The 21,532-nt window shown below is 44.5% G+C and carries 14 protein-coding genes; 13 read left to right on the plus strand and 1 reads right to left on the minus strand.

Going from position 1 to position 21,532, the window contains the following annotated elements:
- The first annotated feature begins 111 nt into the window (after positions 1 to 111).
- The 13 genes from VL121_RS16130 to VL121_RS16190 all read left to right on the plus strand — a co-directional run bounded on the left by VL121_RS16130 (position 112) and on the right by VL121_RS16190 (position 18,594).
- On the plus strand, positions 112 to 1,281 hold the full coding sequence (locus tag VL121_RS16130) for a 2-isopropylmalate synthase (protein ID WP_325407206.1): 1,170 nt from the start codon (positions 112 to 114) through the stop codon (positions 1,279 to 1,281).
- 80 nt (positions 1,282 to 1,361) lie between these two features.
- Complete coding sequence (locus tag VL121_RS16135; RefSeq protein WP_325407208.1) at positions 1,362 to 1,748, plus strand: aconitase family protein; 387 nt, start codon at positions 1,362 to 1,364, stop codon at positions 1,746 to 1,748.
- A gap of 67 nt (positions 1,749 to 1,815) precedes the next feature.
- Positions 1,816 to 2,931: a 3-isopropylmalate dehydrogenase gene (gene leuB, locus VL121_RS16140; protein WP_325407210.1), complete on the plus strand. Its 1,116-nt coding sequence runs from the start codon at positions 1,816 to 1,818 to the stop codon at positions 2,929 to 2,931.
- 89 nt (positions 2,932 to 3,020) lie between these two features.
- Positions 3,021 to 4,718 (plus strand): dihydroxy-acid dehydratase, encoded by a 1,698-nt coding sequence (gene ilvD / locus VL121_RS16145; RefSeq protein WP_325407212.1) that lies wholly within the window; start codon positions 3,021 to 3,023, stop codon positions 4,716 to 4,718.
- Between the two features lie 85 nt (positions 4,719 to 4,803).
- On the plus strand, positions 4,804 to 6,579 hold the full coding sequence (gene ilvB / locus VL121_RS16150) for a biosynthetic-type acetolactate synthase large subunit (protein WP_325407214.1): 1,776 nt from the start codon (positions 4,804 to 4,806) through the stop codon (positions 6,577 to 6,579).
- A complete protein-coding gene (locus VL121_RS16155) occupies positions 6,579 to 7,328 on the plus strand; it encodes a class I SAM-dependent methyltransferase (protein ID WP_325407216.1) in 750 nt (249 codons plus the stop codon). Before ilvB ends, VL121_RS16155 begins: the two co-directional genes overlap by 1 nt.
- 134 nt (positions 7,329 to 7,462) lie before the next feature.
- On the plus strand, positions 7,463 to 8,050 hold the full coding sequence (ilvN, locus tag VL121_RS16160; RefSeq protein WP_325407218.1) for an acetolactate synthase small subunit: 588 nt from the start codon (positions 7,463 to 7,465) through the stop codon (positions 8,048 to 8,050).
- 12 nt (positions 8,051 to 8,062) lie between these two features.
- Entirely contained in the window at positions 8,063 to 8,647 is a 585-nt protein-coding gene (locus VL121_RS16165) for an O-methyltransferase (protein WP_325407220.1), read from the plus strand.
- Between the two features lie 44 nt (positions 8,648 to 8,691).
- Positions 8,692 to 9,741, plus strand: coding sequence for a ketol-acid reductoisomerase (ilvC, locus tag VL121_RS16170; RefSeq protein ID WP_325407222.1), 1,050 nt, complete (start codon positions 8,692 to 8,694; stop codon positions 9,739 to 9,741).
- A 19-nt stretch (positions 9,742 to 9,760) separates the two neighbouring features.
- Complete coding sequence (gene ilvA, locus VL121_RS16175; protein WP_325407224.1) at positions 9,761 to 11,065, plus strand: threonine ammonia-lyase IlvA; 1,305 nt, start codon at positions 9,761 to 9,763, stop codon at positions 11,063 to 11,065.
- Between the two features lie 149 nt (positions 11,066 to 11,214).
- On the plus strand, positions 11,215 to 15,726 hold the full coding sequence (gltB, locus tag VL121_RS16180) for a glutamate synthase large subunit (protein WP_325407226.1): 4,512 nt from the start codon (positions 11,215 to 11,217) through the stop codon (positions 15,724 to 15,726).
- Between the two features lie 57 nt (positions 15,727 to 15,783).
- The gene (locus VL121_RS16185) at positions 15,784 to 17,295 is read left to right on the plus strand and encodes a glutamate synthase subunit beta (RefSeq protein WP_325407228.1); all 1,512 of its coding nucleotides are present in this window, start codon (positions 15,784 to 15,786) and stop codon (positions 17,293 to 17,295) included.
- Positions 17,296 to 17,925: 630 nt separating this feature from the next.
- Positions 17,926 to 18,594 carry a porin family protein gene (locus VL121_RS16190; protein ID WP_325407230.1) on the plus strand — a complete coding sequence of 223 codons (669 nt, stop codon included), beginning with the start codon at positions 17,926 to 17,928 and terminating at the stop codon, positions 18,592 to 18,594.
- Positions 18,595 to 18,829: 235 nt separating this feature from the next.
- Here the strand turns inward: VL121_RS16190 and VL121_RS16195 are convergent, their stop codons facing one another.
- Positions 18,830 to 21,280 carry a glycoside hydrolase family 9 protein gene (locus VL121_RS16195; RefSeq protein ID WP_325407232.1) on the minus strand — a complete coding sequence of 817 codons (2,451 nt, stop codon included), beginning with the start codon at positions 21,278 to 21,280 and terminating at the stop codon, positions 18,830 to 18,832.
- Between the last annotated feature and the right edge of the window lie 252 nt (positions 21,281 to 21,532).

Here is a 21,532-nt window from a genome sequence, read left to right on the forward strand (position 1 = left end):
TTCTCTACCAGTACATTCGTGCCGGATTGCAAATATCCGTTTTTTAATAAAACAGTTACATGAAGTAATTGCCTTTACGATGGGGCTGATTTAATCATCTAAAATCCATCTATGTCTCAAAACAAGATTTATATTTTTGATACTACACTGCGCGATGGTGAGCAGGTTCCGGGATGCAAGTTAAATGCTGATGAAAAGATAGAACTCGCCCTTGCGCTGGAAAATCTTGGGGTGGATGTTATTGAAGCGGGTTTCCCGGTTTCCAGTCCCGGCGATTTTGAGTCGGTACGCAATATCTCCGCTGTTATTAAAAACGCCACCGTTTGCGGCTTAACCCGCGCCATAAAGAAAGATATTGAAGTAGCGGCTGAAGCTTTGCAGGGCGCTAAACGGCCCCGCATTCATACCGGCATCGGGGTTTCTGATTTGCATATTGCTACCAAGTTTAATTCCAATAAGGAAGATATTTTGGCCCGTGCGGTAGAAGCGGTAAAATATGCCCGTAATTTTGTAGATGATGTGGAATTTTATGGCGAGGATGCAGGACGCGCTGAACTGGGTTTCCTGGCAAGGGTAGTGGAAGCAGTGATTAACGCAGGTGCAACGGTAGTAAATATTCCGGACACCACAGGCTATTGTCTTCCTCACCAGTATGGCGAAAAAATTGCTTACCTGGTAAATAATGTGCCCAATATTGATAAAGCCATACTTTCCTGTCATTGCCATAACGATCTGGGGCTGGCAACAGCTAATTCCATTGCCGGTGTAATGAATGGTGCGCGGCAAATTGAGTGTACCATTAACGGTTTGGGCGAAAGGGCCGGTAATACCTCCTTAGAAGAAGTGGTAATGATCATCAAGCAGCACGAATCGTTAGGGTTATATACAAGTATAAAAGCAGAACAGCTTAACCCGATGAGCCGTTTGGTGGCCGACACCATGCGGATGCCCGTGCAGCCTAATAAGGCTATTGTAGGCAGTAATGCCTTTGCGCACTCTTCCGGTATACACCAGGATGGGTTTTTGAAGAACGCCGAAAATTACGAAATCATCCGGCCGGAAGAAGTAGGGGCCGACAGCTCAAGAATTGTATTAACGGCAAGAAGCGGAAGATCCGCGCTGGCACATCGTTTTCAGAAGTTAGGGTACGATTTTAACCGTAATGATATTGATGTATTGTACCAGGCTTTTCTTAAGGTAGCCGATGTAAAAAAAGAAGTGGGGGACGAGGATCTGAAGGCATTGGCAACCAATAATCATCCGGAAGTAGCACTTGCATAATAAGCAGATGTTTTCTCATGTTGCGTTAAGCACTCTGATTGGCGTGGCGCTTCGGCGTCACGCTTCTTTAAAAAAGAACGATGGGTAAGACTTTATTTGACAGGATTTGGGACAGGCATGTGGCTAAAAACATTGCCGGAGGGCCTTCGGTGTTGTATGTTGATAAATATTTTATTCATGAAGTAACCAGCCCCCGGGCTTTCAAAGGATTGCAGCAAAGAAAACGTAAAGTATTTCGTCCGAAACAGGTGGTAGCTGCCGCCGGTCATAATGTACCTACTGTAAACCAGCATCTGCCCATAAAAGGAAGGGAATTTGCTCCGCAGGACGATGCCCGGGAAAAATCGATAAATGACCGGAGTACCTTATATAGCCATACGGATCAGATCGTTCCTGCCCGCTTTTTAAAAGCTGCCACAAGGTTACGATGGTATAGATTATTTACTTGGCATGAAACCGGGGATTGAAGCATTTGAAAAGCAACATGCATAAATTATTGATCATGCAGCGCGCTGTAACCCTCAATTAAACGGTATGAAAAAAAAGATAGCAATCATTTTTGGTGATGGTATTGGGCCGGAGGTAACACAGCAATCTATAAATATACTTAATGCTGTTGCTCAAACATACAAGCATGAGTTTGAATATACCTATTGCCTGATGGGTGCAGATGCTATTGATAAAACCGGCAATCCGTTACCCGATGAAACCATAGTAGCTTGCTTAAACAGCGATGCGGTATTATTCGGCGCCATCGGGCATCCCAAATACGACAATGACCCTGAAGCGAAAGTACGTCCTGAGCAGGGTTTACTGCAACTCAGAAAAGCGTTGCAGTTATACGCCAATATCCGTCCCGTTACCACACATCCTGCTTTGCAGCACCTGTCGCCCTTAAAAGCGAAGCATACGGAAGGCGTTGACTTTGTGATTTTCCGCGAACTTACCGGCGGTATTTATTTCGGTAAGAAAGCGTGGAACGAGGAACGAACACAGGCATCGGACGAGTGTGTATATACCCGCAGTGAAATTGAACGTATAGGTCATCTTGCTTTTCAGCATGCACAGCAACGCCGTAAGAAGCTCACCCTGGTAGATAAGGCTAATGTGCTGGAAACTTCAAGGTTGTGGCGCAAGGTAGTGCAGGAGATGGCAGGCGGCTACCCTGATGTGGCGGTAGATTATATGTTTGTTGATAATGCAGCCATGCAGATCATTATTAACCCCAAACAATTTGACGTAATGTTAACGGAAAATATGTTTGGCGATATCCTTAGCGATGAGGCCAGTGTTATTGCCGGATCACTTGGACTATTACCCTCGGCATCTGTTGGCAATGGAGTGGCTTTGTTTGAACCCATCCATGGTGCTTACCCGCAGGCAGCCGGTAAAGACATTGCCAATCCTTTGGGTTCTGTTTTATCTGCAGCCATGATGCTGGATCATTTTGGCTTAAAAGCAGAAGCGGCATTGGTAAGGGAAGCGGCAGACTGGACGCTGAAGCACAATTTTGTAACCAAAGATATTGACCCGGTTAATTTTTATTTAACCACTACCATTGGCGAGCTGATCTGCGAATACATTAACAATAAAGTACCCGGGGAAGCATATGGATCAGATACTGAGCTGAGGAGGTCAACGATTATATAAAATGTGGAAATATGGAAATGTGAAAATGAAAGAGGATGAGGGGAAGGATAAGCGGATAAGGTATTATAAGCAATACATACAGTAGTAAAATGAGTATAACAGATAAGGCTATGGAATTAAACAAATATTCAAAAACAATTACACAGGATCCAACGCAACCCGCTGCACAAGCTATGTTATATGGTATCGGGCTTACAGATGATGATCTTAAAAAAGCGCAGGTAGGTGTTGCAAGCATGGGATGGGACGGCAATACCTGTAATATGCATCTCAATGACCTGGCGAAAATTGTAAAGCAGGGCGTATGGGATAATGATATGGTAGGGCTCATCTTCAACACCATTGGCGTTAGCGATGGCATCAGCAATGGCACAGACGGTATGCGCTACTCATTGGTTAGCCGCGATATTATTGCAGACAGTATTGAAGCGGTTTGTGGCGCGCAATATTATGATGGATTGATTGCCTTACCGGGCTGCGATAAGAATATGCCCGGAAGCGTTATGGCCATGGGCCGTTTGAACCGCCCGGCGATAATGGTATATGGTGGTACTATTGCACCTGGACATTATAAAGGACAGGACCTGAATATCGTTTCTTCTTTTGAAGCATTAGGACAAAAAATTGCCGGTAACCTGAGCGAGGGCGATTTTAAAGGTATTGTAATGAACAGTTGCCCCGGCGCCGGCGCCTGCGGCGGCATGTATACGGCAAATACCATGGCATCGGCTATTGAAGCGCTGGGCATGAGTTTGCCCTATTCTTCTTCTAACCCCGCGTTGAGTGCTGAAAAGAAAGCAGAGTGCCTTGCCGCAGGTAAAGCGATCCGCCTGCTGCTTGAAAAAAATATTCTGCCTGCTGATATTATGACGCGGAAGGCGTTTGAAAATGCTATCAGGGTAATTATTGTAACCGGCGGAAGCACCAATGCCGTTTTACATTTTATTGCTATTGCAAAAAGTGTGGGCATTGAAATAACCCAGGATGATTTTCAGCGCATGAGCGATCAAACGCCGGTACTGGCCGACTTTAAGCCATCGGGTAAATACCTCATGCAGGACCTGCACGAACATGGCGGCATACCCGCGGTAATGAAATATTTATTAGAGAAAGGGTTATTGCATGGCGACTGTCTTACTGTAACGGGTAAAACCATTGCTGAGAATTTGGCAGATATTAAAGCAGTTGATTTTGAAACGCAGGATATTATCTATCCCCTGGAAAAGCCAATTAAAAAAACGGGTCACCTGCAGATATTATACGGCAACCTGGCCGAAAAAGGAAGCGTAGCCAAGATCAGCGGTAAGGAAGGCGAGCGGTTTGAAGGGCCGGCAAGGGTATTTGACGGCGAAAAGAACCTGATAGCCGGGCTTTCTACCGGCAGGGTAAAACAGGGCGATGTTGTCGTCATAAAAAATGAAGGACCCAAAGGTGCGCCGGGTATGCCCGAAATGTTGAAACCTACAGGAGCCATCATTGGCGCTGGTTTGGGCAAATCGGTTGCCTTGATTACCGATGGAAGGTTTAGCGGCGGCACCCATGGATTCGTCGTCGGACATATTACACCCGAAGCTTATGAGGGCGGATTGATAGGTTTGGTGGAAGATGGCGATATTATTGAAATAGACGCCACAAAAAACCTCCTCTCTTTAAAAGTAAGCGCTGAAGAAATTGCACGGCGAAAGGCGGCATGGAAAAAACCCGCGTTAAAAGTTACTAAAGGGGTTTTATTCAAATATGCTGCCAGTGTAAAAGATGCCAGTGAAGGATGTGTAACGGATGAATGATAACTAAAGGCGAAAGGAGAAAAAGGAAATTATGTTTTGTACTCCTGCCGTCACTATTAAGTAATTTCTGATAAAAAGAATCATAATGAGTGATACATTATTGACAGAAAAAGTAAAAAAGACAGCCGGGCAGAAAAAACCCGCAGCAAAGTCTGCACGGTATACCGCAGGAACAGAGATCAGTGGGGCGCAGGCAGTGATGGAAGCCCTGGTAGCCGAAAATGTTACCGATTTCTTTGGCTATCCCGGCGGGGCCATCATGCCCATATATGATGCATTATATGATTATACGGATATATTGAACCATATTCTTGTACGCCATGAGCAGGGCGGTATACATGCGGCGCAGGGCTATGCGCGCACATCCGGGGAAGTAGGCGTGGTGTTTGCCACCAGCGGTCCCGGCGCTACCAACCTGGTAACCGGCCTGGCCGATGCCCAGATAGACAGTACGCCATTGGTTTGTATAACCGGACAGGTATTCGCTCATTTACTGGGTACGGATGCTTTCCAGGAAACCGATGTAATAAATATTACCACGCCTGTAACCAAATGGAATTACCAGGTAACGGATGCAACGGAAATTCCGGCTATACTGGCTAAGGCGTTTTATATTGCACGCACAGGCCGGCCGGGGCCTGTACTGATAGACATCACCAAAAATGCGCAGGTACAAAAATTCAACTATCCCGGGTATACGCCGTGTAATCACATACGCAGCTATCGCCCCAAACCCAATATCCGTAAAGAATATATAACAGAGGCTGCCAATTTAATTAATACTGCCGAACGGCCTTTTGTAATTTTTGGACAAGGCATTATTCTGGGTAAAGCCGAAAAGGAATTCCAGGACTTCATTGAAAAGGGAGGGTTACCTGCTGCATGGACGGTGCTGGGGTTAAGCGCCCTGCCTACCGGTCATCCGCTTAACGTAGGTATGCTGGGCATGCATGGCAACTACGGGCCCAATGTATTAACCAATGAATGCGATGTACTGATAGCGGTAGGTATGCGGTTTGATGACCGGGTTACCGGCCGGCTGGATAAATATGCCCGGCAGGCAAAAGTGATTCACCTTGATATTGATCCTGCGGAAATTGATAAGAATGTGCAAACCGCCGTGCCTGTTTGGGGCGATTGTAAAGAAACCCTTCCTTTATTAACCGCTTTGATTAAGCCGAAGCAACATGCTGCCTGGCTGCAGAAGTTCAGGGATATGAAAAAGCAGGAAGAAGAAATTGTTATAAATGACGAGTTGAACCCTACTGGCGAAGTAATGACGATGGGCGAAGTGATAAAGGTACTCAATGAAGTTACAGGAGGTAATGCCGTTATTGTAACCGATGTAGGACAGCACCAGATGGTGGCATGCCGCTATGCTCATTTTAATAAGAGCAAAAGCAATGTTACCTCCGGTGGGTTGGGAACAATGGGCTTTGCCCTGCCTGCAGCTATAGGCGCTAAATTTGGAGCGCCGCAGCGCGATGTTATCGCCATTATTGGCGATGGCGGCTTCCAGATGACCCTGCAGGAACTGGGAACAATTATGCAGTTTGATATTAATGTAAAGATCATTATTCTGAATAATCATTTTTTGGGCATGGTACGCCAGTGGCAGCAGTTGTTTAACGATAGAAGGTATTCATTTGTAAATATAACCAGCCCCGATTTTGTAATGGTGGCAAAAGGATATGGCATTGCAGGTAAAAGCATTTCAAAAAGAGAAGCGCTGCAAAACAGCCTCAATGAAATGATGCAGCATAAAGGAGCTTATTTGCTGGAGGTTATTGTAGGCAAAGAAAACAATGTATTTCCCATGGTGGCACAGGGATGCGGTGTGTCTGAAATAAGATTGAAATAATGATTGGGGAGGATTTGAATGATGATGAAGAAAAAATAATAATGAGCAAATCAACAACAGTAGAAATAAGAGAACGGTTTGATAATGATGTAAAACGGTTTTCAAATTTGGAAACCGGGCAGCTTTCAACCATTGACGCAAAAATATCTTTGGAACTGATTACAGAAGCAGCGAAAAGAATTGTTCCACATGCTGAAAATCTGTTAGACGTTGGTTGTGGTGCAGGGAATTATACGTTGATGATGCTTTCAAAATTGCCGGATCTTAATTGTACATTGGTAGATCTGAGCAAGCCCATGCTGGATAAAGCATTTGAAAGAGTAGCTGAGAAAACAAATAATAATATAGCACTTTGGCAGGGCGATATAAGAACAGTTCTTTTAAAAGAAAATCATTTTGATATTATTTTGGCAGGCGCAGTATTGCACCATTTGCGGGATGATGAAGACTGGGAATCAACTTTTGAAAAATTGTACAGGCTTTTAAAACCGGGCGGTTGCCTGATGGTTTCGGATTTAATCAACCAGGAAACAGACGTTTTAAATGCCTATACCTGGGAAAAATACGGCGATTATCTGGAAGGATTAAATGGCAAAGCATACCGGCAAAAAGTGCTGGATTATATAGCAAAAGAAGATTCGCCGCGATCCATAAATTATCAGTTACAACTGATGAAAAAAGTTGGATTCGCTAATGTGGAAATCCTGCATAAAAATTTGTGCTTTGGCGCTTTTGGTGGAATAAAGTAATCATCCCGGCTGGTGTTCCGGCTACAATTTGAGCTTTCTCACCAAAGGTAAATACACCCGGTAAAAGATAAGAATGAGTTAAAAACAATTGTATTAAAAATTAAATTCCCCGCCCCGCGGGATGGAGGTTATATATGAAACAGGAATATACTATTACGGTTTACACCGAAAATCATATTGGTTTGCTGAACCGTATTGCCATTATGTTTTCCAGGCGAAAGATCAATATTGAAAGCTTAAATACTTCACCTTCTGAAATAGACGGGATACACCGGTTCACCATTGTGATCAATGAGGTAGAAGAGGTAGTGAAAAAATTAGTGCGCCAGATTGAAAAGCAGGTGGAAGTGCTGAAAGCTTACTATAACAATAATGATGAAATTGTATGGCAGGAACTGGCATTATATAAAGTATCTACCGATAAAGTAATTGAAGATGTAAAAGTAGAAAGGTTATTGCGCAAGTATGGCGCAAGAGCGGTAGTGATCAGGAAAGACTATACTGTTTTTGAAACTTCCGGTCACCGCGAAGAAATCAATAATCTTATTGAGGTACTCGGCCCCCTCGGACTGATAGAATTTGTACGCAGTGCAAGAGTGGCCATCATTAATGCAAGCAATGGTTTTTATGAAAAGCTCAGGGAGTTTGAAGAAGAAAAACCCGGTGATGAAATAGTGGAGAATGCGTTTTTGGATAAGCAGGACGAGGTGTTCAGCATGTAAATTTTGGTTAAAATGACAGCAGAAATTACTCAAGCGCTACCCAAAACATACTTTAATATTAACAAGGTTACAAAGGAAAGTGGGTTTACAATGCCCTCCGATATTTTAACTTGTTCCTTATTAAGAACGCTGGCAGCTTCAAAACCCCGAAGTAAATTTCTTGAGCTCGGAACAGGAACAGGACTTTCCACATCCTGGATCCTTGATGGAATGGATAATGACTCGTCAATAGTATCGGTTGATAATGATAAGGTTCTTCTTTCGATTGCTGATTCGTTTCTCGGGCAGGATGGTCGGTTGACCCTCATTCATGCCGATGGTGAAGATTGGGTAAAAGCCAATAGGGGACTTAAATTTGATTACATTTTTGCAGACACCTGGCATGGAAAATATTTGCTCTTAGACGAAGTACTGGAAATGCTCAATGAGGGCGGATTGTACATAGTTGACGACATGCTTCCACAACCAAACTGGCCTGATGGCCATCAGGAAAAAGCGATTAATTTTGTCGAAAGTTTGGAGCGAAGGAAAGACTTATTATTGGCAAAACAACATTGGGCGACAGGTATTATAATCGCGGTAAAAAAAACTTTTTAAAAAGGGGTATAATTTTCAAATCATCAAATTTTCAAATTAAAAAAATGGCAAAATTAAATTTCGGCGGTGTGGAAGAAAACGTAGTAACGCGCGAAGAGTTTCCACTAAGCAAGGCCCAGGAAGTACTAAAGCATGAAACAATCGCCGTTATTGGCTATGGCGTTCAGGGACCCGGACAGGCATTGAACCAGCGCGACAATGGCATTAATGTAATAGTGGGCCAGCGAAAAAATTCAAAATCATGGGATAAAGCGGTAAAAGATGGCTTTGTACCCGGTGAAACACTGTTTGAAATTGAAGAAGCTTTAGAAAAGGGAACCATTATATGTTACCTGCTCAGCGATGCGGCGCAGATTGAATTGTGGCCAACCGTTAAAAAGCACCTTACACCCGGAAAAGCCCTCTACTTCTCTCATGGCTTTGGTATTACGTTCAATGAACAAACAGGTATTATACCGCCCAAAGACGTGGATGTATTTTTAGTGGCTCCCAAAGGATCAGGCACTTCCTTACGCCGTATGTTTTTACAGGGGCGTGGGTTAAACAGCAGCTACGCTATTTTCCAGGATGCTACCGGCAAGGCGCAGGAAAGAGTAGTGGCATTGGGTATTGCTGTAGGCAGCGGGTATTTGTTTGAAACGAATTTTAAAAAAGAAGTATACAGCGATCTTACGGGAGAACGCGGTACCTTAATGGGCGCCATACAGGGCATTTTCGCGGCGCAATACCAGGTGCTGCGCGATAAAGGTCATACGCCGTCAGAAGCGTTTAATGAAACGGTAGAAGAGCTTACCCAGTCGCTTATGCCATTGGTTGCTGAAAATGGCATGGACTGGATGTATGCCAACTGTTCTACTACGGCACAGCGCGGTGCGTTAGACTGGTGGAAAAAATTCCGCGATGCTACCGCCCCGGTATTTAAAGAATTATATGAAAGTGTTGCGGCAGGTAAGGAATCGCAGCGTTCTATAGACAGTAACAGCAAGCCCGATTACCGCGAGAAATTAGAACTAGAATTAAAAGAGCTGAGGGAAAGCGAATTGTGGCAGGCAGGTAAAACCGTAAGAAGTTTAAGACCTGAAAATCAAAAATAATTTTTAAAAGGTATAAGAAATGAGTGTGGAGGATAAGATGAAAGCGGTGGAAAAAAATACTCAAGTCAGCAAAAGCCTTCCTGTTTGGTCAGGAAGGCTTCTTTTTATGGAGGCTGCCAGGCGGTTAAAGGGTACCGTAACCCGTACACCGTTGATGTATAACAGCAACCTGTCGCGCAAATACGCCTGTGATGTGTATTTAAAAAGGGAGGACCTCCAGGTGGTGCGATCCTATAAATTGCGGGGCGCCTATAATATGATGTGCAACCTTGAAAAGGAGCAGCAGCAACGCGGCGTGGTATGCGCCAGTGCAGGCAATCATGCACAGGGATTTGCATACAGTTGTAAAAAACTCGGCATCAAAGGTGTGGTATTTATGCCTGTTATTACACCCAGGCAAAAAATCAGCCAGACAAAAATGTTCGGTGAGGATAATATTGAAATAAAGCTCATTGGCGATACTTTTGACGATTGCGCCATTGCAGCCAAGGCATATACACTGGCAAACAACATGGTGTTTATTCCTCCTTTCGATGATTACAGCATTATTGAAGGGCAGGGAACCGTTGCTGTGGAAATACTGGAAGATCAAAGTAATATTGATTATGTTTTTGTTCCGGTTGGCGGCGGAGGGTTAGCTGCCGGTGTTGGCGCGTATTTTAAATCTGCCAGTCCTTCTACAAAAATTATTGGAGTAGAGCCCGAAGGCGCGGCATCCATGAAGGCAGCGCTGCATGCCGGGCATCCCGTTACGCTGGAGCAGGTTAACAATTTTGTAGATGGAGCAGCAGTGAAACGGGTGGGGGATATTAGCTTTGAAATTTGCAGAGACGTGCTGGATGATATACAGTTGGTGGCTGAAGGAAGAGTATGCACCACCATACTGAGGCTTTACAATAAAGACGCTATTGTAGCGGAACCTGCTGGTGCCTTATCTATTGCTGCACTGGAAAGCTACGCAGATAAAATTAAAGGGAAAAAGGTAGTTTGTATCGTAAGCGGCAGCAACAATGATATTGACCGTATGCCCGAAATAAAGGAAAGGTCGCTCCGGTACGAAGGGCTGAAACATTACTTTCTCATCAGTTTTGCCCAGCGCCCCGGCGCCTTAAAGGAATTTGTGAATAATATATTAGGTCCAACAGATGATATTACCCGTTTTGAATATATGCAAAAGACCAATAAAGAAGCCGGACCAGCTTTGGTAGGCGTTGAACTGCAGGATAAAAATGATTACCACAGGCTCATTCAGCATATGAAAGACTACCAGGTTAACTTCTTCGAAATCAATAATGACGATAAATTGCTTGGCTACCTGGTGTAGAAAAAAATGTTAACAACTGTTAGTGTTTTTTAGACGAAAGGTTGATTTGTTATGTTTTTTTAGTACTTTTATGCTCTTGCCTGCCATATATTTAAACAATATTTAAGTATTCTCTTCTTTTTTGATTTTTATATAATAACTACCGATCTATGGTTAGAAAAGGTTTGTATAGGGCGGAATTTGAACACGATGCTTGTGGTGTAGGATTTGTGGCTAATATTAAAGGCAACAAATCGCACCAGATCGTATCAGACGCGCTTACCCTGCTTGAAAATATGGAGCACAGGGGCGCATGTGGTTGTGAAAACAATACCGGTGATGGCGCAGGTATAATGATCCAGGTTCCGCATGAGTTCTTTTTTGCGGAATGTGTGAAGTTAGGCGTGCATTTGCCCGCTTTTGGCCATTATGGCGTAGGTGTAATTTTCTTTCCTAAAGAGGTGGGAATGAGAGAGGAATGCCGTGAAATATTTGGACGGGCCGCCGAAAAGCTCGGGTTGGAAATACTTACTTACCGCAAGGTTCCTGTAAATACTACCGATATTGGCCAAACCGCCCTTTCTGTGGAACCCGAAATTGAACAGGTATTTATTGCCTGCCCCGATCATCTTCAAAACCCGGAAGACTTTGAGCGCAAACTATTTATACTGCGCAATTACGCTTCGCATACCATTCATAATACGGTAAAGAAAGATAGTGTAGGTTTTTATATTGCTTCCCTTTCCTATAAAACGGTTACCTATAAGGGACAGTTAACCAGTATGCAGGTGCGTACTTATTTTCCAGATCTCAGCAATAAAAGGGTAGTAAGCGCTTTTGGCCTTATACACTCCCGTTTTGCCACCAATACCTTTCCTTCCTGGAAGCTGGCACAGCCGTTTCGCTTTATAGCGCATAATGGTGAGATCAATACCTTACAGGGAAACTTAAACTGGTTAAAAACCAGTGAAAACGGGCTTTCTTCTCCTTATTTCAGCGAGGAAGAAATGGATATGCTGTTGCCTATAGTAACCGGCGGACAGTCTGATTCGGCCTGCCTGGATAACATGGTGGAATTACTCACTTTATCCGGCCGCTCTTTACCGCATGTAATGATGATGCTGATTCCGGAAGCATGGGATGATAATGATAAAATGGACCCTGTAAAGAAAGCGTTTTACGAGTATCATGCAGCCGTTATGGAACCCTGGGATGGTCCTGCTTCCATATCATTTACCGATGGAAAGATCATTGGCGCTACATTAGACAGGAACGGGCTGCGCCCTTCGCGTTTTTGTGTTACGCACGATGACCGGGTAATTATGGCCTCCGAAACCGGCGCTTTGCCCGTAGACCCGCGTATAGTCAAAAGCTATGGCAGGCTGCAGCCGGGAAAAATGTTTGTGGTAGATATGGAACAGGGCCGTATTATCAGTGATGAAGAATTGAAACAGGACATCTGTTCGCGAAAACCTTACAGCGACTGGCTGAACCAGTATAAAATACGCCTGGAAGAACTCGCTTCCCCCAGGGTAACCTTTACGCATCTGTCTGAAGAATCTGTTTTTAAATACCTGAAAGCTTTTGGTTATAGTACGGAAGACATAGATACGCTCGTTAAACCAATGGCTATTGAGGGCAAAGAACCCATAGGATCAATGGGAACAGATGTTCCGTTGGCCATCCTGTCCGATCAGCCCCAGCACCTGAGCAGTTATTTTAAGCAATTGTTTGCCCAGGTAACCAATCCGCCTATTGATCCTATACGCGAACGCCTGGTAATGAGCCTGGCCTCGTACGTGGGCAATAATGGCAACCTGCTGGTAGAAGAGCCGCATCATTGCCATGGGGTGGCGCTTAAGCAGCCTATACTTACCAGCACCGAGCTGGAAAAATTACGCAGTATTGATACCGGCATCTTCCAGGCCAAAACCATCCAGTGTTACTTCAGGGCGGATGGCAAACCCGGATCGCTGAAAGCGGCGTTAGACCGTATTTGCCGCTATGCTGTAGACGCGGTGGAAGATGGTTTTGAAGTGCTTATCCTGTCAGACAGGGCCATTGATTCGGATCATGCCGCTATACCCTCATTGCTCTGTGTATCTGCCGTGCATCATCATCTTATCCGCAAAGGATACCGCGGCCAGGTAGGTATTGTGGTAGAAGCCGGCGATGTATGGGAAGTGCATCATTTTGCCTGTTTAATAGGCTTTGGCGCAACCGCCATCAACCCTTACCTGGCGCTGGCAACAATCCGTACGATGAAAGCCACCGGCAAATGGGAAACCGACCAGGACTGGTATGAGCTGCGTAAAAATTATGTAAAGGCAGTATGCTACGGGCTGTTGAAAGTATTCTCCAAAATGGGTATTTCCACCCTCCAGTCGTACCAGGGTGCCCAGATATTTGAAATATTAGGATTGAACCAGGATGTGGTAAACAAATATTTCACAGGCGCGGTAAGCCGTGTGGCAGGAATGGGGTTAGATGAAATTGCTAAAGAGGCCCTCGCCAAACATGCACTTGCTTTCAATCTTAAAAATATTCCTGTTGATCGTTTGTCCGTTGGCGGTATATACCAATGGAAACGCAAAGGGGAAGTACATCTCTTCAATCCGCAAACCATTCATTTGTTGCAGTATTCAACACGGATGAATGATTATAATGTGTTTAAAAAATACAGCAAAGCGGTAAACGACCAGGGCGAAAAAGCCTGTACACTACGCAGCCTGTTCCGCTTTAAGCGCAACCGGCCCGCTGTTTCCATTGATGAAGTAGAACCGGCGGAAAATATTTACAAACGTTTTGCTACGGGCGCCATGTCCTTCGGTTCCATTTCCTGGGAAGCGCATACCACCCTGGCCATAGCCATGAACCGCCTGGGTGGCAAAAGCAATACCGGCGAGGGTGGCGAGGATGAAAGAAGATATGAAAAATTGCCCAACGGCGATTCTATGCGCTCTGCCATTAAACAGGTAGCTTCTGCCCGTTTTGGCGTTACCAGTTTATATCTTAGCGAAGCTGATGAACTGCAGATAAAAATGGCGCAGGGCGCAAAGCCGGGCGAAGGCGGACAATTGCCCGGACATAAAGTAGACGACTGGATAGGAAGCGTGCGTCATTCTACACCCGGTGTAGGATTAATTTCTCCTCCGCCACATCATGATATTTATTCTATCGAGGATCTGGCTCAACTGATATTTGATCTTAAAAATGCCAACCGTGCGGCGCGCATCAATGTAAAATTGGTATCAAAGGCCGGCGTGGGCACTATTGCTGCCGGCGTTGCCAAAGCAAAAGCAGATGTAATACTGATTGCAGGGTTCGATGGCGGAACAGGCGCATCCCCGGTAAGTTCCATCAAGCATGCCGGCTTACCCTGGGAGTTGGGATTGGCGGAAAGCCATCAAACATTAGTAAAGAACCGTCTCAGGAGCCGCGTGGTTTTGCAGGCCGACGGGCAAATGAAAACAGCACGTGATATTGCTATCGCCACATTGCTTGGAGCGGAAGAATGGGGAGTGGCTACAGCCGCATTAATAGTAGAGGGCTGTATTATGATGCGTAAATGTCATCTCAATACCTGCCCGGTAGGCGTGGCTACGCAGGATCCCGAATTGCGCAAGCGGTTTACCGGCAATGCCGATCATGTAGTGAACTTTTTTAAGTTTCTTGCCCAGGATTTGCGTGAACTGATGGCCGAACTGGGATTCAGAACCATCAACGAAATGGTGGGGCAGGCAGATTGCCTGGAAAGAAGAGAAGGGATCAATCACTGGAAGTATAAAAAACTGGATTTATCTCCCATTTTATATAAAGAGCCCGCTCCCGGGCAGGTTGGCTTATATAACCAGGAGAAACAGGATCACGGACTGGCAGGCGTACTGGACTGGCAATTGCTTGAAAAAGCAAAGCCGGCGCTGGAACGGCAGGAACGGGTATACGGAACATTCAGTATCCGTAATATTGACCGTACGACAGGTACCATACTCTCTAATGAAATTACAAAACGCTATCGCGCGGCAGGATTACCGGACGATACAATTCATTTTAAATTCACAGGAACGGCCGGACAAAGTTTTGGCGCCTTTAACACTAAGGGCGTTACGTTTGAGCTGGAAGGCGATGCCAATGATTATTTTGGTAAGGGCTTAAGCGGTGCAAAACTTATTGTATATCCTTCAAAAGAAGCCGGGTTCGTTCCTGAAGAAAATATTATTATCGGTAACGTGGCTTTTTATGGCGCTACCTCCGGCGAAGCATTTATCAGGGGCAAGGCAGGTGAGCGTTTTTGTGTAAGAAATTCGGGTGCTAATACCGTGGTGGAAGGCGTGGGCGATCATGGTTGCGAATACATGACGGGAGGCCGTGTGGTAATACTGGGCGATACCGGCAGAAATTTTGCGGCGGGCATGAGCGGCGGTATTGCTTATGTGTACGATGTAAAAGGCCAGTTTGCGGAAAACTGCAATCCCGAGATGGTTGATCTTGATCCGGTAATCAATGGCGAATCGGAAGAGCTGTATGATATGATAAGCAGGCACTACGCGTTTACGGGGAGCGCCGTTGCTAAATTCATTATAGATGATTTTGACAACCAGTTAAAGAATTTCATAAAAGTATATCCCAAAGATTATAAAAAAGCCGTTCAAAAAGCAAAGAGTAAAGTGCAGGAAAGATAAGCGGATGAGGACGGGAAGCATAAATATTTTTAATTCATTAATGAAGTAATCAATACAATGGGTAAGCCAACAGGTTTTATAGAATTTACGCGCGAATTGCCGGGAAAAAAACCAGTAGCGGAACGATTGAAAAATTACAATGAATTCATTGATCGCTTTTCTGAGCAAAAGCTGGTCAACCAGGCTTCGCGGTGCATGAATTGCGGAGTACCTTTTTGCCATAGTCATAATGGTTGTCCGCTGGGTAATCTTATCCCCGAGTTCAATGATGCTGTATACCGCAAAAGCTGGCGCGAAGCGTACGATATTTTAACGTCTACCAATAACTTTCCTGAATTTACGGGGCGCATTTGTCCTGCTCCCTGCGAAACTGCCTGTGTATTGGGCATTAACCAACCTGCCATTACCATTGAAGAAATTGAAAGACATATTATTGAAATAGCCTTTGAAAAAGGTTTTGTGCAGCCCCGCAAGCCTAATATCCGTACAGGAAAGAAGATAGCCGTTATTGGTTCCGGTCCTGCAGGGTTGGCAGCCGCCGCACAATTGAATTATGCAGGTCACTTAGTTACTGTTTTTGAAAGAGATGACGCGGCCGGCGGACTATTACGGTATGGCATACCCGATTTTAAATTAGAGAAATGGGTGATTGACCGTCGTATAGAAGTAATGGAGCAGGAGGGTGTGGAATTCAGGTACAATGCCAATGTTGGGGTGAACGTAAGCACCAATGATTTGCTGGATGCTTATCATGCTATTGTGCTGTCGGGCGGTTCTACGCAGCCCAGGGATTTACCCATACCCGGCAGTGAGTTGAAAGGCGTGTATTTTGCCATGCAATTTTTAAAACAGCAAAACAAGCGGAACGCGAAAAAAGATCCCCTGGCTAATGCCGCCATTGAAAGTAATATCCTTAAAGAAGAAATAAAGGCTACCGGTAAAAACGTAGTGGTTATTGGCGGCGGCGATACCGGCAGCGACTGTGTGGGTACATCCAACCGGCAGGGCGCCACGTCTGTTACCCAATTTGAGCTAATGCCCAAACCCCCCGCAGAACGTACGCCATTTATGCCGTGGCCTACTTATCCCATGATATTAAAAACATCTTCTTCGCACGATGAAGGCTGCGAAAGAGAATGGGCCATTGCCACCAAGGCGTTTCTGGGAGATGACAAGGGTAACCTGAGGGCATTGAAAATAGTTGACCTGGAATGGAAATTTTCAGATGATCAGCGGCCTTCCCGCTTTGTGGAAGTGCCGGGTACGGAAAGGGAAATACCCTGCGAGCTTACCCTGCTTGCCATGGGGTTTGTTCATCCGCAGCATGAAGGTTTGCTGGATGAAATAGAAGTGGAATATGATGAACGCGGAAATGTAAAAGCTTCAGAAAAAGCGTATCAAACCAATATACCCAAAGTGTTTACTGCAGGCGATATGCGCCGCGGACAATCGCTGGTGGTATGGGCTATAAGCGAAGGACGGGAATGTGCCCGTAAAGTAGACGAGTTTTTGATGGGCAGCTCCCTTTTAGAAACCAAAGACGCATCGCTGGTATCGTTGGCAATATAGGGGGAGAATCGGTGGTAAGAGGTAAGTAGTAAGAAAATACAATATTATGTTTACATTTTTGCTTTGGTTAATACTGTTGGTGCTTTGTGCGCCGCTGGCTATACTTGCCATTGTACTGTATCCAATAATATGGCTGCTGTTGCTCCCGTTCCGGTTACTGGGTGTAGCGGTTGACGGTATATTGTCTCTTATTAAATCAATCTTTTTACTGCCAGCCAGACTGTTGAAACGTATTTGAGTTAATATCTCAAAAAATTCCGCTAATGCACTTGCCGGGTATATTACCTGGCATTTTTTTATTCCTGCCTTCCGCAAGCTGTCTCTAATTTGTAAATACGAACTTGACTAATATAGCTGTAACAGTTATATTTAGGAGTTGCTCTGTAACTAAAAATACTTACGAAAACGATTATAAAAACAATATAGCCATAAAGGCACGAAGCCACGAAGCGTTTTCCTTTGTGATCTTGTGACTTAGTGGCAGAAATCAATAATTTACGAAATAGGAACAGCAATCTGATACCCGCTATTGCTCCAACTTTAAGAAGTCTTTAATAAAAGAAAACGCTAAAGACCAATGTTATTCTATCCGGGAGTATATCTTTGCCGGCACTAAATATTTTACCCATTATGAAAAAACAATTCATTGTATTAACAACGGCACTGGCATTGTGCATTACAACGGCTTATGCCCAAAAAAGCGAAGACAAGCTCGTTTCCTTCGGCATAAGAGCGGGCGTTAACCTTCAGAAAATGTATGGCGATGATTTCCTGGGCAATAAGCTCAATAATGATTTTAGAACCGGTTTTCACGCGGGCATTAATGCCGACTTATATATTTCAGAGGGTTTTTATCTGCAACCCGGATTATTGTATTCCACAAAGGGTGCTAAAAAAGCAAACAACACGCAAAACATTTCCTATATCGAATTGCCGGTAAATCTTCTGTTTAAACCGGAGCTTGGGGCTGGCAGATTATTACTCGGCGCAGGGCCTTATGCCGCCTATGGCATTTCGGGCAAAAACAAAACTAAAACAGGCGAAGCAGCTATTGAACTGGAGGCGAAGTTTAAAAATAAGGTTAGCGCTGCCGACTATCTGAATGCCGCCTATTATGTGAAGCCGTTCGATTTTGGCGGTAATATATTGGTAGGATATGAACTGAACAGCGGCTTCAGCCTTCAGTTAAACGGCCAGCTCGGTTTATCTAAAATCAATCCTGAGATAAGGGATGTTACTACAGATCAAAGGAAATGGAAGAACATGGGCTTTGGCGCATCGCTGGGGTATAGGTTTTAGTGAATGGTGAGAAGTGAAAGGTGAGAGATGGATGAGGATATCTGCTAAATACATTTTTAGAAAAGGATTGCACGGTTTTAAACGTACAATCCTTTTTTATTGATAAGTAAAAACAAAGGCAGAGTAAAAGCTTCACTTCAAATTCTTTAACCGATACTGCACTATTCAAGTATTTATCCTGTCGTTAGTAGTAACTCACCAATACCTGACTGCTGATACCTGATAGCTCTGCCATTTAAAACTCAGCGATCAGGGAGAGCCATCTTGCTGCCGGTGCTCCCCATACTTCTTTATACGTAGCCGTGTTAAACTGTGGCCAGTAAGGCTTGTCTTCGTTAAATTTCGACTGCATCCCAACAGGAATACCACCAACCGTTTCGCCGGGTAATGCGGTATAGAGTTGCGGATAATTACTGCCCTCCCCCCATATTAATGACTGACCAAACGGATTTTTTCCTACTATCCAGAATAGTTGCTGTTCTGCAATGTTGATCAAATCTTTATCATTAAGGAATTTGCCGGCCAATGCGGCGGCTTTACCTGTGGAAAGATGTACAGCCGCATTGCCTTTAAAAGAAAACCATACAGGAAATACGCGCAGGTAATGTTCCTTGTCGAGCTTAACGCCATTTTCTAATTGCTCTTTATAATCTTTTTCTGCCCCGCGAAACACGCCCACCTGCACCTTGTAAAAATTAACGGAGTCTTTTACCTCATCAATATGATACACACCGCTGGGCACCATACCATAAGGCTGAACATACTGCATAATGGTTTTCAAATAGTCTCCATATAACCGGATGGATGCTTTCCACTTGCTATAATCTGCATGACCCGGCTGGGTTTCGCAGAGCATCGTTAGCGCCTGCATATACACCTGGTCGCGCGACTGGTGTGTATAATGAACAATGGATTTTTTATTTAGATCGCGGTAAAAGAATCCGCTTAATTTATCCTTATCTTTAAGCGGCGCTGTGCGTTGACAGCTCAGCGTATAACGTATGGCATTTGCGGCCTCACCGGCATAATAGTGATTACCTGTTAGTTTATAAAGTATGCTGGCAGCGAACGAAATGTTGGCCATATACTGGCTGTTAGATGCCATAGCAGCATGATCCCCTCCGCCGCCAATGCTGCTCAGATCGTTAAAGCTCAGGCTGTCGAACCGGCGTTTTGCAAATGCGAAATCTGCTATAGCTACCTTTCGCAGGTTTTCTTTCAGCATTTTATCTTTCTCTTCCACCAGCGATGCATAAGCTTCTATACCCGCAAATACAAAGTTTTCAAAAGCCCTGTTATGCACATGAATGCAACGCCTCCCCGTGGAATCGTCTTTTGTGCCAATGAATCCGTCTGTCCATAAATTGGTGCCCCAGGTTTGCGCACGGTAGCCATCTCCAAAACGGGATTTGAGGATCATATCAATTCCCCATTCTGCCTCCTCCATCAAACGCAGGTGTAAAGCCGTGTTGCCCTTTTGCCTGGCGCGTTCCGCCATTTCCAGTAAAGCCTGTGCAATTTCTCCTGATTGCAATATTTGTTGCGACATATCAGCCGCATCGTGCCAGCCGCCATTCATGGCAAAGCGCTTACCATCGTGAGTGCCGTTAAGATCTGAATGACAGGCGCCATGCTTTCCCGGAACAGGGTAGCCGCACCGCTCACAAAAAATAAAATTCAGTACACGCCAGGCTGAATTATCCCAGATGTTTTTATTGATGTAAAAGGAAGGGGTTGTGATGGCTCCTGCTTTAATACAGTATTCGCCTTCTTTTTTAAAATCGCTGAAGTCAATAGTTTCAAAGGATCCGAGTCTTGTTTTTTGTGATTGAATTTTTCCCTGGTACACCAGTCCGTTTGAAATATGATCTATCAATTGGAAGGTGCCATTATGATTTTTTACATTGACGATGGCTGTTTTTTGGCTTTCATCACCATAGCCGGTAGTCGAATAGATGATCCTGTTCTCAGCAGGCGCCCATCCGCTCACCACTTCGGGATTTTCTACCGTTTCAAGGGTAACGGCATCAATATCAAATTTTAATGAATCGCCCATGGTACGCTCTTTTCCAAACACCTCGATGGCAAACTGTAACGCTGTGACCTTATCTCTCGCCAGTTCGGGCATTTCCACAAAGCATTCGTTCCACTGGCCGTTAACCAGGTTTATCTCATGATAGCCTTCACGCCCATACTTATCCGGCACTTTTATTTTTCCATCATTAACCACGTAAAGATTAAGATAAATGCTGCGGGCGCCTTCACAATCGGGATATATAAAAAACCTGATGCGGTTGTATTTCTCCCAGTTAACTTCTCTCACATCGAAACTGGCAAGTGAGGTGCCAAAGCCCAGTCCCCAGCCGAGGAACTGCGGATAAGTGGTGGGAGCCGCCAACCGAAGGCTATGGCTGCCTTCGATCCATCTTTCTGTCGTCATTGACATGCCGCCAATTCCCTTATGCGACCATTTGTCCATGTTTTCCATATTGCAAAGCATATCAGAAACCAGTACTTTTTTGGTAAGCCCGAAAGACTCAAAGGACTTACTGTAATCCAGCGGCAATGGGCTGTGCACATAACCGCTGTTGCGAATATCTTCTTTTAACTTTTCATCAATTTGCGCAAACAGAAAGCAGGCAGGATAAACAATCAAAAAAGCAATTGTTGTTATTCTTTTTATCATTTGGGGGTAGTTGTTTTGCCTTTTATAACTGGAATATAATGGAGGAATAATGTACACGCTTTCACCACGGCCTTAGCAGGTATTAAATATACTATTTTTTTGTTGTGCCACATCAAAAATGGGGCAGGGATATAACCGTCTGCCTGCTTTGAGTATATTCGCTTTTTTACCTTCTCTTTGAACCATGCTTCAACAATTATATATACCCATGCGCACACCTTTAGCAAAATTTATTGCTGTTGCCTTATCGCT

The sequence above is a fragment of the Agriterribacter sp. genome (assembly GCF_035497235.1).
GTDB lineage: Bacteria > Bacteroidota > Bacteroidia > Chitinophagales > Chitinophagaceae > Agriterribacter.

Bases quoted from the DNA above. Each gene is read 5' to 3' on its own strand.
- VL121_RS16165 (WP_325407220.1), top strand. From the start codon at position 8,063: ATGACAGCAGAAATTACTCAAGCGCTACCCAAAACATACTTTAATATT.
- VL121_RS16190 (WP_325407230.1), top strand. From the start codon at position 17,926: ATGAAAAAACAATTCATTGTATTAACAACGGCACTGGCATTGTGCATT.
- ilvB (WP_325407214.1), top strand. From the start codon at position 4,804: ATGAGTGATACATTATTGACAGAAAAAGTAAAAAAGACAGCCGGGCAG.
- leuB (WP_325407210.1), top strand. From the start codon at position 1,816: ATGAAAAAAAAGATAGCAATCATTTTTGGTGATGGTATTGGGCCGGAG.
- ilvA (WP_325407224.1), top strand. From the start codon at position 9,761: ATGAGTGTGGAGGATAAGATGAAAGCGGTGGAAAAAAATACTCAAGTC.
- VL121_RS16185 (WP_325407228.1), top strand. From the start codon at position 15,784: ATGGGTAAGCCAACAGGTTTTATAGAATTTACGCGCGAATTGCCGGGA.
- ilvD (WP_325407212.1), top strand. From the start codon at position 3,021: ATGAGTATAACAGATAAGGCTATGGAATTAAACAAATATTCAAAAACA.
- VL121_RS16130 (WP_325407206.1), top strand. From the start codon at position 112: ATGTCTCAAAACAAGATTTATATTTTTGATACTACACTGCGCGATGGT.
- ilvC (WP_325407222.1), top strand. From the start codon at position 8,692: ATGGCAAAATTAAATTTCGGCGGTGTGGAAGAAAACGTAGTAACGCGC.
- VL121_RS16195 (WP_325407232.1), bottom strand. From the start codon at position 21,280: ATGATAAAAAGAATAACAACAATTGCTTTTTTGATTGTTTATCCTGCC.
- VL121_RS16155 (WP_325407216.1), top strand. From the start codon at position 6,579: ATGATTGGGGAGGATTTGAATGATGATGAAGAAAAAATAATAATGAGC.
- VL121_RS16135 (WP_325407208.1), top strand. From the start codon at position 1,362: ATGGGTAAGACTTTATTTGACAGGATTTGGGACAGGCATGTGGCTAAA.
- gltB (WP_325407226.1), top strand. From the start codon at position 11,215: ATGGTTAGAAAAGGTTTGTATAGGGCGGAATTTGAACACGATGCTTGT.
- ilvN (WP_325407218.1), top strand. From the start codon at position 7,463: ATGAAACAGGAATATACTATTACGGTTTACACCGAAAATCATATTGGT.